Annotated in this window: 13 protein-coding genes; 6 read left to right on the forward strand and 7 right to left on the reverse strand. The window is 43.8% G+C overall.

Translation table 11 applies throughout. From position 1 onward, the window contains the following. Positions 1-63 precede the first annotated feature (63 nt). The 6 genes from B0I27_RS10515 (at position 64) to B0I27_RS10540 (ending at position 6,523) form a co-directional block, all read left to right on the forward strand. Complete coding sequence (locus B0I27_RS10515; RefSeq protein ID WP_106293191.1) at positions 64-417, forward strand: glycoside hydrolase; 354 nt, start codon at positions 64-66, stop codon at positions 415-417. Positions 418-772: 355 nt separating this feature from the next. Continuing rightward, positions 773-1,228, forward strand: a complete 456-nt coding sequence (locus tag B0I27_RS10520) for a cold-shock protein (RefSeq protein WP_106293192.1) — start codon at positions 773-775, stop codon at positions 1,226-1,228. 179 nt (positions 1,229-1,407) lie between these two features. After that, positions 1,408-2,649 (forward strand): nucleoside hydrolase-like domain-containing protein, encoded by a 1,242-nt coding sequence (locus B0I27_RS10525; RefSeq protein ID WP_245925484.1) that lies wholly within the window; start codon positions 1,408-1,410, stop codon positions 2,647-2,649. 22 nt (positions 2,650-2,671) lie between these two features. Next, complete coding sequence (pelA, locus tag B0I27_RS10530) at positions 2,672-3,709, forward strand: pectate lyase (protein ID WP_181276746.1); 1,038 nt, start codon at positions 2,672-2,674, stop codon at positions 3,707-3,709. A gap of 74 nt (positions 3,710-3,783) precedes the next feature. Further along, positions 3,784-5,871 (forward strand): FUSC family membrane protein, encoded by a 2,088-nt coding sequence (locus B0I27_RS10535; RefSeq protein WP_106293195.1) that lies wholly within the window; start codon positions 3,784-3,786, stop codon positions 5,869-5,871. Continuing rightward, on the forward strand, positions 5,837-6,523 hold the full coding sequence (locus B0I27_RS10540; protein WP_106293196.1) for a PAS domain-containing protein: 687 nt from the start codon (positions 5,837-5,839) through the stop codon (positions 6,521-6,523). The genes B0I27_RS10535 and B0I27_RS10540 overlap by 35 nt, the downstream gene beginning before the upstream one ends. A gap of 25 nt (positions 6,524-6,548) precedes the next feature. Here B0I27_RS10540 and B0I27_RS10545 read toward each other — a convergent pair whose 3' ends face one another. From B0I27_RS10545 to B0I27_RS10575, 7 genes are all read right to left on the reverse strand, one after another. Then, a complete protein-coding gene (locus tag B0I27_RS10545; RefSeq protein ID WP_106293197.1) occupies positions 6,549-7,082 on the reverse strand; it encodes a pyridoxamine 5'-phosphate oxidase family protein in 534 nt (177 codons plus the stop codon). Positions 7,083-7,172: 90 nt separating this feature from the next. Beyond that, positions 7,173-7,928, reverse strand: coding sequence for a hypothetical protein (locus tag B0I27_RS10550; RefSeq protein WP_146133119.1), 756 nt, complete (start codon positions 7,926-7,928; stop codon positions 7,173-7,175). A gap of 96 nt (positions 7,929-8,024) precedes the next feature. Then, positions 8,025-11,144, reverse strand: a complete 3,120-nt coding sequence (locus tag B0I27_RS10555; RefSeq protein WP_106293199.1) for an efflux RND transporter permease subunit — start codon at positions 11,142-11,144, stop codon at positions 8,025-8,027. A 23-nt stretch (positions 11,145-11,167) separates the two neighbouring features. After that, positions 11,168-12,256 carry an efflux RND transporter periplasmic adaptor subunit gene (locus tag B0I27_RS10560; RefSeq protein WP_106293200.1) on the reverse strand — a complete coding sequence of 363 codons (1,089 nt, stop codon included), beginning with the start codon at positions 12,254-12,256 and terminating at the stop codon, positions 11,168-11,170. Positions 12,257-12,260: 4 nt separating this feature from the next. Further along, a complete protein-coding gene (locus tag B0I27_RS10565) occupies positions 12,261-13,529 on the reverse strand; it encodes a TolC family protein (RefSeq protein ID WP_181276747.1) in 1,269 nt (422 codons plus the stop codon). Between the two features lie 58 nt (positions 13,530-13,587). After that, positions 13,588-14,943 carry a sensor histidine kinase gene (locus B0I27_RS10570; RefSeq protein ID WP_106293201.1) on the reverse strand — a complete coding sequence of 452 codons (1,356 nt, stop codon included), beginning with the start codon at positions 14,941-14,943 and terminating at the stop codon, positions 13,588-13,590. 4 nt (positions 14,944-14,947) lie between these two features. Continuing rightward, a complete protein-coding gene (locus tag B0I27_RS10575) occupies positions 14,948-15,625 on the reverse strand; it encodes a response regulator transcription factor (RefSeq protein ID WP_106293202.1) in 678 nt (225 codons plus the stop codon). Positions 15,626-15,755 lie beyond the last annotated feature (130 nt).

Genomic DNA, 15,755 nt, shown 5'->3' on the forward strand with positions numbered 1-15,755 from the left:
TCGTAACAATAGATTCTTTTAAAAAATATTATTAGATTTAGTGGACCTAAAAAATAAACCCATATGAAAAAAAGAGTCTCGATTATTGCGCTTTTTGTAAGCTGCTTTGCTATTTGCCTCGCTGCATCTACTGATCTTAACGGAAAGTGGAAAGGCATTTTGAAATTCGGAGATATGGAGCTCCCCCTAACGTACACCTTCCAGGTTGAAGGAGAAAGCTTAAGCGGTGTCGTGACAAGCGACCAGGGAGATCTGCCAATCGCTGATGGCAAAATAAAAGGGAGCGACTTTACCTTCTCACTAGATATTGGTGGAAATGTGATGCCTCACGCAGGCAAGTTCTATGGTGATTCAACTATTATTACGTCGGAGTTTAACGGCATGAAGACACATCTTAAGTTGACGCGCGCTCAATAATCATTTTACAGTGTCTGAGGCAGCTGTCCAGGCACTGTATTCACCAATTAAACAGCCTGGTAAGGCTTTCAGGACATTCTTGAGCTACCGCTTAAATCAAGCGATTCTTGTGATGAATAACTCCTCAGATATCAACAATCCGACCCTCCCCTTTTACTTTTTAACATTTTAAATACAATAGTCTACTTAATAAATACTGTTGTAACAGATTTATTAAATAATATAGTGATACTTTTGCAGAATAATGTCCGACGACCTTTTATCATCATTCAGGCCTAAAAACATTTATTGCAAACATTTTTACCATCAGAGCTTATATAATATAATCAGCTCGATGTCACACTTTAATTAGAATATGGGTAGATCAACAGAAACATTTAGTAAAAAGGAACGAGAGAAGAAAAAACTCAAAAAGCAACAAGAAAAGAGAGAAAAGTCTGACGACAGGAAATCGAATGCCGTTAAAGGCCAAAGCTTGGACGATATGATGGCGTACGTTGACGCTGACGGCAATATCACGTCTGTACCCCAGGATCCCAAGATGAGAAGAGAAGTACTGGCAGAAAACATACAGATCAATGTTCCTAAGCAAGAGGAGATTGAAATGGAAATTGTCAGAACTGGGACTGTAGCCTTTTTTAATGACCAAAAGGGTTTCGGTTTTATAAGAGACTCGCAGACGCAGGAAAGTATCTTCGTTCACATGAGTGCCGTTACTGAACAGATCCAGGAAAACGATAAAGTTACCTTCGAGGTGGAACAAGGCCCCAAGGGACCGACCGCAACAAAGGTTAAAAAAACAGTTAAGTAATCGCTGACTTGCCGATGCGCAATTCGCTTACTAAAAGCTTCAGACGTAAAAGCACCTCATTTCCCTGGTGCTTTTTACGTTTCGATGAGAAGCACCAATAACAAACCTGCCTTTACTTGTAACTAACCATGTATAAGCATATCCCGATTTTTCTATTGTGCCTCCAAGTTGCCGCCGTCATGGCACAACAAAAAGTTCCTGCTAAACCCAGAATTTTGATCAGCACAGATATCGGAGGGACAGATCCTGACGACAATCAGTCAATGGCACATTTGCTGATGTACAGCGATAAATTTAATATTGAGGGTCTTGTTTCCTCCCCTTCTTATGGAAACGGCAGCAAAGAAGAAATTCTTCGTATGATCGATCTTTACGAGAAAGATCTGCCTCACTTGAAAAAGCATCAAAAAGATTTACTGTCGCCCGAACATCTAAGGTCGGTAACAAAACAAGGCGTTCGTGGTAACGCTCCCTACCGCGGTTACCGCAGCGCAACGGAAGGATCAAACTGGATTATCCAATGTGCAAAAAAAACGAGTGATCAACCCCTTTGGATACTAGGTTGGGGTGGTCTTGAGGACTTGGCTCAGGCACTGCACGATGCACCAGAAATTCAGGATCGCATTCGCATTTACTGGATTGGGGGGCCTAATAAAAAGTGGAGTGCCAATAGTTATGCCTATATAGCCGACAACTTTCCAGACCTCTGGTTCATAGAAGTAAACTCTTCGTATTATGGATTTTTCTCAAAAAAAGAAGCTCTGGATAGTATAAAACCAACTAATTACTATAGTAAACACATTGAGGGTGCCGGATATCTGGGCAAGGACTTTATTAGTTATTATCAGGGAGAAGTTAAGATGGGCGATACTCCATCACTCTTGTATATGATGGATGGAAATCCCGACGATCCTACCCGCGAAAGCTGGGGTGGCAGCTTTGAGAATTTTACGCGCAGCTCGAGGATAGTGTTCAACAGAGTGAGTAATATCACAGACTCGGTTGCTTTTTGTACTCTTGTTGAATTCAATCTGAAAGGACCTAAATTAAATATCCCCACAGACAGCGTTTGTTTTATAATGGAGACAGCTTATGGAAATTCGGTACAAAGATGGCCGGGATATTATCTGGGCGACGGGAAATACGGTCTTAAATATTCTCCCAAACAAGCAGAAACGCTAGCTTACCGATTCACATCGGCAATTCCGGATCTTAACTTTGGCGAAGGTAAACTAGTTGTCACTAACCTTTGGCCGGGGAAAGTCAACTCTACTGATTACATATTGGGTAAAAACTGGTACACAGACAGAGGAGGAGCACACTTGTATGAGGGGAAGATACAGGGCGGAAAAACGGTATCAAAATGGACGCATGAGATTTTAGCCGACTGGGGGAAACGTTGGAACTGGTTAAAAAAATAGTTAAGAAACTTTTATGAATTGGATGAACCTACCAAAATTCTTGTCAGGCACCACGTTTGTTCTGACCTTTACCCTGTTTATTGCCCAGGTCGCCGCACAGGATCTTCAAGCAGACAATATGTTGCTCTTTCAGCGGAAGTCTGGTGGTTGGTCTAAGCAATATCATGGCAAGGCGTTCAGTTATAACGTTCAGTTTTCTGACTCATTAAAGGCGGATATTGCGATCGAAGCTCGTCGCGACGATGCGAATATTGACAACCACTCCACTACAAAAGAGATAGCTCACCTGATAAAAGCATATCATAAATTTAAGAACCCAAAATACCTCGCAGCAGCAGACAACGGAATTCGCTTCCTGTTGAAGGCGCAGTATAGGAACGGAGGATGGCCTCAATATTATCCTGATCACAGCGGATATAGGGGTCAAATTACGTTTAACGACAATGCAATGGCTAACGTAATGAACCTCCTTCAAGACGTCGCTCTACGCAGAAATGGAATGGACGTCACAGATCCTGCCTTGGTGGCACCCAGTAGTGATGCAGTGCAAAGAGGTCTTCAGTGTATTCTTCAAACTCAGATCCGGGTAAACGGACAATTGGCCGGCTGGTGTCAGCAATATGACGAAGTAACGATGCAGCCGGCGAAAGCAAGAGCTTATGAGCTACCTTCGATAAGCGGATCAGAGACCGTTCCTCTCGTTAAATTACTGATGAGCCAGCCCAATCCTAACAAAGAAATAAAAGATGCCATTCATGGAGCCGTTAACTGGTTAAAAAAGAGCAGGATTTCCGGATACAAAGTCACTACTGTTTCTGCACCAGGCACTCCCAAAGGTATTGACAGAAAATTGGTTGCTGACTCCTCAGCGCCCGGTATCTGGGCCAGGTATTACGAGATAGACACCAACAAGCCTTTCTTCTGCGACAGGGATGGCATCAAGAAGTACTCCATAGAAGAGATCGGGTACGAGCGTCGGGTCGGCTACGCATGGTTCGGAAGCTGGGCGGCCAGCCTTTTGGAACGGGATTATCCGGCCTGGGTTAAAGCTGAGGGATAGGAGCTCAATCCATTCAGCGTTACATTGCAAATTAAGAACAAGGAATCGTAACTTTACTCCCGTTACCCGCTTGAATGATTACATCTCACTCCTTTCTGCGCTTAAAGCGTTTTTTCCTTTCTGAGTACTTTACCGACGCCTTCAGAATTACCCTGAGTGTATTAACACCTGTTACCGTTTTGTTCAGTCTCGGCTACCCCGAAGCGGCGATAACAGCTGCCCTGGGCGCACTAAATATCGGTGTTACAGAAGGTGCAGGCACAGCTGCCGACAAGAAAATAAGTCTGCTAATCAGTGTTCCGCTTTTATTCCTCATATCGCTGCTTGTAGCCTCTGTATGGCCCTATCCATTGCTCCTGGCAATCGTTTTTTCTGCTGTCGTCTTTTGTTGCTCTATGCTAACAGTGTATGGACTCAGGTACAGCATACTCGGAATTTCACTAATTGGACAAGCCATTTTCAGTTGGGGTTTGAAGCCCGCCGACGGTTTAGAATTCAGTCTCTGGGTTCTTGCGGGTAGTGTGTGGTACTATTTCATGAGCTATCTGTATATCCGGCTGTGGCCGCTACGATCATTGAAGCATGCCATCGCAGAATGCCTGACCTCTACCTCTGAGTTCCTCAGTGCTAAAGCACTTTTCTATGATACGGATGTGCCTCTCGACCTCTCGTACAAAAAATTATTGTCCCTGCATATCCGTATTAATGACAAACAGGAGCTTGTCCGTAATCTGCTGATACGCGACAGACAGGCTATGAGTCCAGATAACAATGAAGGTCAAAGGCTTATCCGAATTGCCTCCTGGTCGATAGATCTCTACGATCAGATCACCGCCATACACTATGACTATGCCTTCGTACGTGAGCATTTCCAAGTCAGCGGCGTTTTGGAGTTGGTAAACAAGATTATCAAATTGCAGGTAAAAGAGCTTCAGATCATCAGCGGTGCTCTGCAAACAAACAGGCGGCCACGGATAAATAAATATCTTAAAGAAACAAGGTTGCTGGAAGACAGACTTCAGTACATCATCGATCGGGAAAGCGGAAGCAATGCCGTTTTACTTTCCCGACTTAAGCATAACATCAGGCAGATAGATGGCTACATCAAAGCGATCAAGACAGGCGCCGGTACTGGTGATGTCCAAGTGCAATATGCCCATTTTGTATCCGTGCAAGACTTCAGCTTTGCTCCGGTTAAAAGCAATCTGAGTCTAAAATCGCCCGTATTCAGGTTTGCGTTAAGGCTGACCATCGCTTGTATGGTTGGTTTAGGTCTATCTTACGTCTTCAAGCTTGGCACTTACAACTATTGGATAGTACTGACCATCTTGATGGTTATCCGCCCGTCGTTTAACATCACACAAAAGCGAAACAAACAGCGACTTATTGGAAGTCTTACAGGTCTCGTCGGGGGCTTTGCCATTCTGTTACTCTCTCAGGCGGAGGTTCAGATCTCGTTCGCTGTCATATTCCTGGTTGGCTTTCTCGCCTTCTTACGTACCAATTACCTGATTGCCGCCGCCTTCATTACCGCAATGGTTGTTCTGTCTTTCAATGTTTATACCGGTCAGGACACCTCTATTATTTTAGAGCGGATGTATGACACCCTGCTGGGCTGTGTTATCGCATTTGCCGCCGCCTATCTCTTCCCTGTTTGGGAAGGAAAAAGATTAGATTTCCACATCAAACAAGTGCTCGAGTCTAATATCAGATATTTGGAAAGGCTGTACGACGAGGCTACCGGTACACCTTCGGATGTAACGTCTTACAAGCTCTCCCGTAAAAGCGTCTATACCAGCCTGGCGAGTCTTTCCAGCGTATTTGCCAGTATGCAAAGTGAACCACGACGCAGCATCGAAAGAGAAAGCGGCATATATCACTTTCAAGTGCTCAATCTGAGGCTTAGCTCCATGATAACTTCGCTATTTTCGGTGTTCCGATTGAAAGACGATATGCTTCATAATCCCAGGGAAGAAATGTTACAAATAGAGATTACCCTGGCGATGCTCAAAAAAAGCTTACTTAATATGAGTAATCACCCTTCACCAGAAAGTACCGAGCCTTCATCTCCTTCACTGGCAGATATGAGTATACGGACCGAAGCAATTCCGCTGCTGAAATTAGCTAATGAAATTAAAGAATGCTGCAAACTATTCTCATAAGCAGATTCCGACAAATAAAAAACAACGCTCCATCTACATGCATAACTTTGACAATACGATTAAGCTCCTTGAAAACTCACATTTCTTTTATGTCATTATAGCCGGAATAGACGGCGATTACGATTACGTAAATAAGAATTATGCGAATGCGTTCAAGCACATAAGCGATGATATTGTTGGTAAACCCTATTTCATGACCATGCATCGGGACGACGTAAAAGTTTGTCAACAGGTCGCTTCCATGTGCTTCAGGTTTCCCGATCAATCCTTTCCGGCTACCATCCGTAAACACGACGGAAAAGGTGGCTATATAGTAACGCAGTGGGAATATACAGCCATGTTTGATGAAGAGGGGGCGCGTTCCGGAATTTTCTGCATGGGCCATGACATCACTGAAGTTGTGGTTGCGACACAAGAGCTGGAAGTAGTAAAGACCGAAATTGCAGAGAAAAATGATCTTTTAAATCAAATCGTCTGGGAGCAGTCACATGTCCTACGTAGGCCGCTTGCAAATATTATGGGACTGGCCAATATCCTTAATAAAATGGAAACAGATCGCAATCTTAAGAATATCTGTGATATGTTGATCGAAAGTTCTGAACAGCTAGATCAAGCCATTCGTAGTATCGTTAGAAAAGAAGGGCGCAAGTAATTAAAGTCAATAACTTATTGCGGGATTAAATTCCAATATTTCCTTCTATAGAATCATCAAGTGTTTTGCCCATAATGGCTCCAGCTGCCTGTTTAATCATCGACACGGCAGCGCCATGCTTTGTATCCCAGTAATACCCTTTAGAAGGCTGAACCTTAATAGCAGTGATTCTCGGGTCGTCAACTCCCTCTGTAAACCATGTTTTCAATATTGGATTCCAAAGTTCCTTTATTCTTTGTTTATCCAATACTATTTGGGCAGAACCGAACAGCGTTAAAAACTCGGAATACGATGAACCCTGAAACAACAACTGAACAGAAGGATCAACGGAAATCTCTTGATTTTTATTACTATCACTCGCGCTGAGAAACCATAAGTTTCCTTCCTCATCAATATCCTGCACGGACATCGGTCTGGTAACAAAGGCGTCACCTCTTTTAAAATCAGTACAAAAAAAGCATGAGCTATCTTTTGCCATGTCCTTTACGCGGGCTTTCGCTTCGGCACCCTGGAGGTCTTCATGGTTTTTCTCCTCTTGTTGCTTATTAATGCTATCCATGTCTTTCAGATTAGATGGTTTGTTCTGCAGATGTAATACGCTAAGAACACAAAACTGCTCCTACTGTTTTAATCTCTGTCCCACCCTCAACTAATCGTTATAGGCATCAACTGCCTGTTTTAAATGCCGCGTTCGTGATGGACCCATAAGATATCCACCGCCAGCGAGCCCCATACCGACTCCAGACAGTACCAACCCGGGAACTAATCGCGAGAACGAAGAGTTTTTCGAGGAAAAATCCGGACGATTATTCGGCCCCCAGGATTCTTCCTTACCCTCTGACAGCATAAGAGCAAAGCCGGATATAAAAGAAAGACCAGCTGCGACATACATAGCGACCTGAGTTCTTTTTGTCGATCTGTATTTAGCAAGGAAAGCCATACTTTGAGGATTATCCGCCAAGTCGATGCTCAGATTCACGTAATTGGCCTTTCTGAGGGAACCATACCCCTTGTTATAATAATTTTTGCTTTCAACGACAGCTGGCTGGCGATAACCGCCCAAATCATCGTAACTATCCCAATCAATGGTTTTAGCCTCATACAAATTTATTTTCCCCTGTCTGATACGCTCAGAAAAATGAGTGCGGCCAACCAAGTCGAAATCTTTCACATTTGCGAAGAACCCTCGATTGTTGTTAAAAAATTTCACCTGCTCGGGGTGGATACGTTTGGAATCCGCCCACAGGTAGAGAGAGCCTGTAAAATTCCTTTCGAGATCAATATGCTTCGCATAAATAATCGAATCGGAATACAGATAGATAAACTCTCTTGATTCGTCGGGCTGGGCATAGGCAAGGCTACTGCACATCGCGTACGCGACAATGGAGGTTAATAAAGCTTTCATCTAAGTGTGTATTAAGTGTATTACTAACTTAGGAAAAAATCCACGTGCCTGCGCAAACAGGTGAAGAGTCTGTGTAAAGAGGTAGTGACAGTTTTTCTATTTAACCTCTTTTAATTTTCCCGGGCGGTACGCCCAGTAAACAACCGTTGGATATACAAAGAGATTAAAGAGTGTATTTGTAATCAGTCCCCCAATCACCACGACAGCAAGCGGCTTAGATGCTTCAGAACCGATACCTGTAGATAAGGCAGCAGGTAATAAACCTATCGCAGCCATAAGCGCGGTCATCATAACAGGGCGTATCCTGGTTTCCAGTCCATCTCTGATAGCATCTATAAAAGTCCACTCAGGCTTCTGTTTCAAGTCTGCGATATTGGTCTTGAACCTGGTGATGAGTATCACACCATTCTGCACGCAAATACCGAATAGCGCAATAAAACCAATTCCTGCTGATATGTTGAAGTTGATCCCCGTTGCCAGTAAGGCAAGAATCCCTCCTACCATTGCGAAAGGAACGTTGTTAAGTACAAGCAGTGAATCTTTTATATTTCCAAATAGGACAAACAAGATTAAAAAGATAAGCAGGAGGCTGACCGGGACAGCCTGAGCTAATCTGGCGGAAGCCCTTTGCTGATTTTCAAAGTCTCCGGCCCACTCAAGCTTGTAACCATCGTCCAACTTAATATGTTCTTTCACTTTTGCCTGCGCTTCGCCAATAACACTTCCCATATCGCGTCCACGAATGGAGAACTTTATAGCACCGTATCGCTCGTGCTTATCCCTGTAGATCATGCTAGGACCGGTAATCTTAATTATCTCTGAAATCTCGCCCAGCGGCACCTTCCCACCTGAGATCGTAGGAATCATGAGGTTACCAATAGCGTTCTCATCATTTCGGAAATCTTCCGGATAGCGGATGATAAGATCAAATTTCCTTTCTCCTTCATATATCTCCGTAGCCGCCTTTCCCCCAATCGCCATTTCAATTACTGCGTTCGCATCCGCCGTCGTGATCCCATAAAGAGCCATCTTTTTTTGGTTGAGGTTGATCTGCAGCTCCGGCTGACCAAGGTTCCTCAATATACCCAGATCTTCGATACCCTCAATATCTTTAAGGATATCGTAAATCTTCTCCTCTTCTCTCTCAATGATATTGAAGTCACTCCCAAACATCTTAACGACTATAGATCCCTTGACTCCCGAAACAGCCTCTTCAACGTTGTCCGAGATAGGTTGTGAAAAATTAAGGCTTATCCCGGGAAAATCTTTCAAGCTTTCCTGCATACGCGCGATCAGCTGTTCCTTCGTCTGTTTCCGCTTCCATTCCTTTCTTGGGAAGATGTCGACATGAAATTCCATATTATAGAAGCCCGTAGCGTCTGTTCCATCATTTGGCCGTCCGGTCTGTGATAAGACCTGCTTTACTTCGTCAAAGCTCAAAAATACCTTCCTCATTTCATTTGAGAGCTTTTTTGTCTCGTCCAGCGAAATGCTTAACGGACCTGTAGCACGTACGTATATTGAACCCTCATCCAGTGTGGGCAAGAACTCAGTTCCAAGAAGCTTAAAGCTCAGCATCCCCGCCAGCAGGCAAAAAATTGAGAACCCGAAGACAAGCTTTCTCAGCCGGAAACAGCGATCATAGATCCTCAAGGTATGCCGAATGACAAATTCAAGAAATACATTGTGCTTTTCGCGGACGTTCTTCCTTAAGAGCACACTCGCCATAGCAGGTACAAGGGTAAAGGTCAGCAATAACGCACCTAGCAAAGCGAAACTTAAGGTCCATGCGAGGGGCGAGAACATTTTACCTTCTACTTTTTCGAAGGTGAAAATAGGCAGCAATCCGGTTATGATAATCAGCTTGGCAAAGAAAATACCTTTACCGTTCTCTAGACAAGCTTTCTTTATAATACCCAACTTACTCATGGCGTTAAATTTCGGCATACCCACCTGCCGGGCCCTGTGGTCAAGCGCGACAAAAATGCCTTCGACCATAACAACTGCACCATCGATGATGATTCCGAAATCTATAGCACCCATCGACAATAGGTTGGCCGACATCCCCTTCAGCTTCAAACAAATAAACGCGAATAGTAACGCCAGAGGGATTATGATCGATACGATTAGCGTGGTGCGCCAGTCTGCCATAAAGAGAAACACAATAAGTGTTACAAATATGATCCCTTCGAGCATATTCCCCATAACTGTATGGGTGGCGTAGTTCACCAGATCTTCCCGATCGTAAAACGGGTTTATCTGAACATCTCCTGGTAATATAGTTGTATTAATTTCTGAAATCTTATCCTTCAGCCGCTCGATAACCTCACTTGGGTTGCCGCCCTTCCGCATGACAACTATTCCCTCCACAACATCTGGATCATGATCTCGACCTACTTGCCCGAGCCGCGGCAGAGCTGATTCCGCAACATCAGCAACCGTCTTTACATATACAGGCGTTCCGTTGAAGTTATTCACGACAACATTCCTGATCTCATCAATATCATTTAAAATACCGATACCACGTACCACATAGGCCTGCCCGCTTTGAACAATGACATCACCGCCCACGTTTATATTGCTTTTAGACACAGCATCGAACAGCTCGGTGGCGCTTACACCGTACTGAATAGTTTTCTGTGGGTCGACCGTAATCTGGTACGTCTTCACCTCCCCTCCAAAACTGACTACATCCGCAATACCCGGAACGGACAAAAGTTCTCTCTGGATAACCCAGTCCTGTAATGTCTTAAGCTCTCTTACAGACTTCTGATCACTACTCAATGTATACCGAAATATCTCACCTGTCGGTCCGTATGGAGGTTGCACCTCGGGTTGGATACCCTCCGGCAAATCCGCTTCGTCCAGATGATTATTAACCTGAACCCGCGCAAAAGCATAATCAACGTCATCGTCAAACGTCACTTTCACAATAGACAAGCCAAACAAAGAAGACGACCTGATACTCGTCCGTTTCTCCGTCGGATTCATCGCTATTTCCAATGGTCTGCTGACAAATTTCTCTACTTCTTCTGCGCTTCTGCCGGGCCATTGCGTGATGATTGTAATGTTGGTATTCGTCACATCCGGGAATGCTTCAATAGGCGTTTGTCTGAAGCTCAGGTAACCTGCCAGTATCATCATGAACGTGGCAAAAAACACAAAGTACTTGTTTTTCAGTGCGAAGCCAATAATGGCCTTTATGAGTTTATTCATTGTAGTTGATATTGAGAGAGGGCTTAGTCTTTGAGTGTCTCATAAAGAAACACCTGCCTGGAGGCGATAATCCGGTCGCCTGCGATTAAACCCTTGCTGATGTAAGCCTTACCGGTTGCTTTGCGGTTAACTTGCACTTCTTTGATCTCAACCTTATTGGCCGCACTCAAAGTCAGAACGTAGTTTCTGTTCTCATCGAAAATTATCCCTCTTGAATTAACTACAGGGAGGTCGATTCCTGATTTAGCAGAAATACTTACCGTTGCCAACATACCAGGCTTCAGGAGTAATTGAGGGTTATCAATGCTTACCCTGGCATTCATTACTTTGCTTTCACCGTCCAGAACATTGTAGATCTTATCAATTTTACCTGAAAACTCTCTGTCCGGATATGATAAGATACCGATTCTAACCTCGTCCCCCTCGCTGATCCGCGGAATATCGGATTCGTAAATATTAACGATAGCCGACACACGCGACAAGTCAGCAATAGTAAACAAGCTGCTGTTATTATCGGCCCGGAGCTGCATATTTGAGTTTACATCCTTTTCAATGACATACCCAGTCAAAGGCGAAGGAATTGAATAAGTGCCTTTACTGCTGCCTCCATGCAATTTCAATATCGCCCGTGCACTTTTATCTTCAGCTTGCTTTATCAGAAACTCATTCTTCGCTTCCTCCAGCTCCCTTGCTGATGAAAGACCGCTATTAAACAATTCCTGTGCTTGCTGAAGGTTTCGCTCTGCGTTTCTCAGCTCGGCAGAAGATGTAATAACCTGTCTATCAAATTCCGCCATTTCTGCACTGGTTATGGTTGCCAGTACCTGTCCCTTAGAAACCAAATCACCCAGCTTAACAGACACGTTATTTACCCGCCCGCTTACTGTGGGGAAGATTACGGCCATCCGCTCCTCTTCCGCCGTAATTCTTGCTGAGAAAATTAAATCGCTGACTTTATTTGACTGTTGAACCGTGTCAATAAGCAACCGGTTTATCAGGGAATCGGTGATGGCAAACTTTTCCACCACAGGGGCGTCTACTGGCTCCTTGCAGCCGCTCACAGCCGCCGTGGCAAACCATAAAAAGCTAAGTGTTACAATTCGTATGTTCATAGGATTATTTGAAAATTGTCGTGCCTGTGTGATAATTGATTGTTTCTTTGGCGTTCATTAGCTCATATTTCAAGTCATTTAGCTGACTAGCAGTTTCCTTATAAGCATCATAGAAATCCAGAAATTCTACTAGACTTATAGTTCGCGTTTGAAAGCTATTCGTCACTCCAGTCATCAGCTTCTCGAAGCTTTCACTGAAGGTGGTGTCAAGACTGCTATACAGCTTCGCTGTTTTGAGCGCTGTCTGATAACTGTTGTAAAGTTCATTTTCAACAATCTCTTCCTGCCGGGTCAGCCCTAATTTCGATGCCTCAATCCCAACCTTAGCCTTCTTTATTTCTCCCTGATTCCTGTTAAAGAGAGGTATCGGCATACTGATACCTACTCCTGTGTATTTTTCCGGATAGTTTCCTTTAAGGTCATAACTCAATGATATCCCTATGTCAGGTATAGCCATTGCCTTTTGAACGGATAAAAGATTTTCTGCGAGCTTCATCTCCGTACGTGCCAACTGCAAATCTGCCCGGTTAGCTCTAGCTGAATCCAAAAGACCAGGAAACGAGCGCTCCTCAGGCCTGAAAGTATCAGGGTCGACTCCATCACCATTCAGAACCAACTCCCGGCTTGAACCCGAACGGATTAGCAACATTAATTCGCTCTTTAGGCTTTGAAGCTCATTCTGAACAGTCGCGTACTCACCCATCAGACTATACAGGCGCGATTTGATTCTGATAATATCTTTTAAAGCGATATTCCCTGATTCTAATTGACTTTCAGAAGCACTGAGAAGCTTTTGCAGCGATCTAACCTGTTGATCATAAACTGAAACAGACAGCTGAGTGTAGTAAGCTTTGTAAAAGGTACTTCTGAGCTCAAAACGGAGCGTTCGCATAAGGTCTGCGTAAGCACTCTCAGAGAGTTTTACTCCCGTTTTGGCTAACTGGATGTTTTTATTACGTTTACCTGCCAGCCTGATAATCTGCGTTATAGAGGCGTTATACTGTCCGGTTGCCATGGACGTCTCCAAAAATCGTCTCGTCTCATGATTATAAAACAAGTTTTCGTAGTCCAGCTCAGGATTATCGAATAACCTGGCCGTGATTATCTCCGCCTTTGCCTGTTCTGTCTCATACCTTTGAGCGATGAGCTGTGCGTTTTGCTGCAGAAACATCGTTTCCGCTTGCGTCATACTTAAGCTCAAAGTATCCCGGGCAGAAGCGGTATTTGCAACGCTTGTCAGAAGGATGCCGATGATTAATGATCGTATTTTCATTTACGCCAAAGCTATCCTCAGCGCATTAAACGGGAATTAAAGCGAAATTAAAACCGGATTAAAATTTGGGAAACCGGATAATAAAGGTGCTCCCATGGTCATGAGAGGACCGAAAGGTGATTGTACCCTTAAATAACTGAACGATCTTTCGCGCCATAAACAGTCCCATGCCGGTTCCCTCATGTTCCGGCTTGTTTGCTGAACTGTAGAAGGGCTCGAAAATAAGCGCCTGATCCACCTCGTCAATTCCTGGCCCGTCATCATCCACCTCGATGATGACATTGTCGCTGTCCGAAGTTAATGAACATGCGACCTTACCATGATCCGAAAACTTGAATGCGTTCGAGATAATATTATTGATAGCTATCTTCAGTAAAGTCGGATTTGCAGATAGCACCACACCTGATTCCGAAATATTACCAAATACAACGTCTAAGGTCGTTGATGAAGAAGTGTTTTTCCATTCTTCAGCAATGGAGATAAGCATTTCTTTCAAATTTACATCCTGCAGCCTCGACGACCCGTATTCAACATCGGCCTGGGCAAGATTAACTAACTCCTTGATGATACTATCCATTTTTTCGGCATCTTCCATAATGGAGTCAAGAGCTTGTTTATACTCCCCATTGCTTCTTTCCTTCGAAAGCACAATTTCCGCACCTATCATCATACTTGTAACTGGAGTACGTAGCTCATGCGATGCATTTGCAATAAATGTCTTCTGTAGTACAAATGCCTGTTCCAGGTGCTCCATCAGCTTGTTAAAGTTGGATGCAAGGAGGTTAATCTCATCTTTGTTGTTTCCCTCCTGAACTCTGAAATGAAGATTGCTTGATTTAATTTGCTTAACCTCATCTATAAACAGATCAAGGGGTTTTAAAATTCGGTTCGCAATCCACCGGGCAGACAACAATAAACCGATAAAAATGATAACGAAGACGAACATCATAACATCTTTGAGCTTTCCGAGCCGGTAAAAGGTGCTCCTGTCCGTTGCCGAGGCTATAATCACAAAGTCGCCCTGGTTATCCTTATAGAAAATTCCCACAACCTGGTTCTCTCCATCTTTAAACTTAAGCTTTTTCGCCTTACGTACCCTCTCAATGACCTGGGCGCTCCAATATCTTTCGCCATCGCCTATAAATACAGGTCTGTTTTCTGAGTTGTAGATCCGTATTCGTTCACCGTTAAGCGTCTCCAGATACTGACCTCTGGCCTTGGCTAATGCAGTAGATGATATCTCATCAGCCTCAAGATAGAGCTTTGCCGTTACCATGGTGCGATCCGTCAGCCGGTCGAAGAAGTCAGACTCCATAAACTTCAGAAACGTAAAGTAGATGGCAAACAGAACAACTAATAGTGTCAACGTGCTGGTAAGGGTAAAATAAAGTGCTAGCCGGTTTTTGATTTTCATGACTTCACTTTAGGATGTAGCCCATATTAATTCTTGTGTGAATCAGCTTCCTGCTGAACCCTTTCTCTATTTTATTACGAAGAAAATTAACATACACGTCAATGACGTTAGTTCCGGTGTCGAAGTTAATGTCCCACGCATGCTCAGCAATAAACTGCCTTGAAAGTAGCCGATTAGGATTTTTCAGAAACAGCTCTAACAAGGAAAGCTCTTTCGCCGTGAGGTTTATTAATTTTCCGGCTCTGCAAACTTCTTTACTCACCGTATTAAGGCTGAGGTCTTCAAAGCGCAGGACTGACTCATCAGTCACGGGAAAAGCGTAACTCCTTCTTAGAAGCGCCTCAATCCTTACAAGAAGCTCTTTGAAATGAAATGGCTTTAAAAGGTAATCATCTGCACCACCATTAAACCCGGCTAACTTGTCGTCCAGTGCGCCCAATGCTGTCAGCATTAGTATTGGAAGTTCCCGTTGACTTTCCCGCAGATGCCTGCAGACTTCAATGCCATTTAATCCCGGCATCATGACGTCGAGAATTACGAGATCGATTTGCTGAGACTGAAATATCTGCAGCGCGTCTTCTCCATTGGAAACAGCAACCACCGTGTAGCCACTTTCTTCCAAACCTTTTTTTACAAGTCCGGCTATTTTTAAGTCGTCTTCAGCTAATCCAATTACAGCCATAGTTTGTCAAAGGTAGTACTTAGCGATTAATTCACCGAAACCCCGATTAGGGAGATAGTTCATATTTTTTTTATTGCTTGTATTTACTGCTGACAAACTGTTGTCACACCCCCAGTCTACCTTTACATCA

Origin of the sequence: Arcticibacter pallidicorallinus, assembly GCF_003002875.1 — a bacterium.
Classification (GTDB): Bacteria; Bacteroidota; Bacteroidia; order Sphingobacteriales; family Sphingobacteriaceae; genus Arcticibacter; species Arcticibacter pallidicorallinus.

Coding starts and splice junctions, on each gene's coding strand:
- B0I27_RS10515 (WP_106293191.1), top strand. CDS start 64: ATGAAAAAAAGAGTCTCGATTATTGCGCTTTTTGTAAGCTGCTTTGCT.
- B0I27_RS10520 (WP_106293192.1), top strand. CDS start 773: ATGGGTAGATCAACAGAAACATTTAGTAAAAAGGAACGAGAGAAGAAA.
- B0I27_RS10525 (WP_245925484.1), top strand. CDS start 1,408: ATGGCACAACAAAAAGTTCCTGCTAAACCCAGAATTTTGATCAGCACA.
- pelA (WP_181276746.1), top strand. CDS start 2,672: ATGAACCTACCAAAATTCTTGTCAGGCACCACGTTTGTTCTGACCTTT.
- B0I27_RS10535 (WP_106293195.1), top strand. CDS start 3,784: ATGATTACATCTCACTCCTTTCTGCGCTTAAAGCGTTTTTTCCTTTCT.
- B0I27_RS10540 (WP_106293196.1), top strand. CDS start 5,837: ATGAAATTAAAGAATGCTGCAAACTATTCTCATAAGCAGATTCCGACA.
- B0I27_RS10545 (WP_106293197.1), bottom strand. CDS start 7,082: ATGGATAGCATTAATAAGCAACAAGAGGAGAAAAACCATGAAGACCTC.
- B0I27_RS10550 (WP_146133119.1), bottom strand. CDS start 7,928: ATGAAAGCTTTATTAACCTCCATTGTCGCGTACGCGATGTGCAGTAGC.
- B0I27_RS10555 (WP_106293199.1), bottom strand. CDS start 11,144: ATGAATAAACTCATAAAGGCCATTATTGGCTTCGCACTGAAAAACAAG.
- B0I27_RS10560 (WP_106293200.1), bottom strand. CDS start 12,256: ATGAACATACGAATTGTAACACTTAGCTTTTTATGGTTTGCCACGGCG.
- B0I27_RS10565 (WP_181276747.1), bottom strand. CDS start 13,529: ATGAAAATACGATCATTAATCATCGGCATCCTTCTGACAAGCGTTGCA.
- B0I27_RS10570 (WP_106293201.1), bottom strand. CDS start 14,943: ATGAAAATCAAAAACCGGCTAGCACTTTATTTTACCCTTACCAGCACG.
- B0I27_RS10575 (WP_106293202.1), bottom strand. CDS start 15,625: ATGGCTGTAATTGGATTAGCTGAAGACGACTTAAAAATAGCCGGACTT.